Source organism: Geobacillus sp. DSP4a (genome assembly GCF_013096875.1).
GTDB classification, from domain to species: domain Bacteria; phylum Bacillota; class Bacilli; order Bacillales; family Anoxybacillaceae; genus Geobacillus; species Geobacillus thermophilus.
On record NZ_SDLD01000102.1, the window covers coordinates 1 to 2,056 of the forward strand.

At 44.1% G+C, this 2,056-nt stretch carries 1 protein-coding gene; it reads left to right on the forward strand.

Features of this window, described 5'->3' with window-relative positions:
* Positions 1-1,870: DUF6531 domain-containing protein (locus tag ETC02_RS16440; protein WP_253264182.1), on the forward strand; the 1,870-nt coding region annotated here is incomplete at its 5' end.
* Positions 1,871-2,056 lie beyond the last annotated feature (186 nt).

Consider the following 2,056-nt stretch of genomic DNA (forward strand, 5'->3'; position numbering starts at 1 on the left):
ATCTGCTCCGACGGGGGTAAGTTATACAAACGGAAATGGAACAGGATATATCGATTTCAAATGGAATCCTGTGAGTGGAGCGACGGGGTATAAAATTTGGATTTTTAACGGTTCCTACTATGAATCGCTAGATGTCGGGAACGTCACTTCTTGGACAACGAAAAACAAAAAGTATTGGCCAACCTCCACGGAAATTCAAGCAGGTAGATATAAGTTGCATGTAAACGATGGTCTTGGCACGGAATTAGCTGTTAACCCGTCCCCGGTCTATGCCAATGCAGGAACAAAATACGCAACGGCTACCAACTACTGGATTCGAGTAAGTGCCTATAACTCTCAAGGAGAAACCGTCTTTTCTGATGCGTATATGCCTAGTATTCCAGATTTGCCAGTGCCATCAGCGCCTTCGGGGTTTGCTTACAGCAACCAATTAGGAAGCAACTCGGGTTATGTCATGTTAGACTGGGATAAGATTCCTGGAGCGACAGGGTATAAAGTGTGGATTTTCAATGGACTTTACTATGAAGCATTTGATGTAGGAGACGTGGACCATTGGACGACGCAAAACAAAGGAATTTGGCCAACGCCGGAGGAAATCCAACAAGGGGATTCCAGCACCTTAACGCTGCATCATGATGGAAAAGGATTGGAACTTCCGAAAGATCCTTCCCCCATGTATGCGAAAATGGGGACAAAATACGCCACAAGCACCCATTACTACTTCCGACTCAGCGCCTACAATGCGGATGGGGAAACGGTATTTTCCAGCAATGCCTTGACGGTGAACATTCCGGAGGCGAATGAGTATTTAGGAAAAGAAGAGTACTGGTCCATCATTGATGTTCCGTATGGCAGCGTGAATGCCGCTACCGGCAATCTGATTATAGACGAAGACGATGTTTCGATTTCCGGAAGAGGACCGGGGCTTGAAATCACAAGAACTTACAATAGTTTATCCACATCGGTTGGATTGTTTGGAAAAGGATGGCATAGCGATGCGGAAATGAACATCGTGGCCCAAGGAAATGAAGCAAGATTGACGGATGAAGATGGCACGCTCCATATCTTCACAAAATTATCCGACGGCACGTATAAAGCCCCGACAGGTGTTTACTTGGAGTTAAGCGAAACAACCGATGAATATATCCTAACGACAAAAGATCAAACGAAAATCCACTTTCAAAAAAGTGATGGCAAGCTAACGAAAATCGTGGATGGACATGGGAATGCGACTACTTATAGTTATTCTAACGGAAAGCTCGTGTCGATTACGGATGCGTCGGGCAGAAAACTGAGCATCGAGTACACCGCAAGCGGAAGAATCCAGAAAATGACCGACCCAATGAACCGGACCATCACGTATGAGTATAACAACGACTTGTTAACAAAAGTAACCCAGACGGGCGGGGAAGTAACGAGATACCAATATAATGAACTTGGTCGGTTAGAGAAAGTATTGGAACCGACGCATACGGAAGAAAAACCGGTCGTTAATCAGTTCATTTATAATGGCGACAGGCTAAGCCAAGCGATTGATCCTGAAAACCGCATCTATACGATGAACTATGACCAAACAAAACGACAACTTGTCGTAACGCAACCGAATGGCCGTAAAATTCAGTATAAATTTAATGAAGCAGCGAACCCAATTCAAATTATCGAAGACGTAGATGGTTTAAACATTACGACAAGCTATGTTTATGAGGGAAATAATCTAGTAGAATCACGGGATCCGAATGATCAAAATGCAGCGAATCCTACTGAATCATATACGTATGACGCCAAGGGGAATGTGTTAACGGCGAAAGATAGTTATGGTACGGAAACATACGAGTATAACAAAAATAGTAACTATTCACCCCAGTGCTAGTGTATAAAAAAGCCCAGCACAAATAGGGCATTTCGGTCATAGAAAATGCCCTAGGTAGTGGAAAGAACTCGATCGATCGTTTCGCCTGCCAACAGAAGACATAACGAATCCCACACGTTTTTTTCGTGTTTCGTCAGTGTGGAAACGATGCTTCTTGCGATGCAAAACGACTGCGCGAATGTTTCT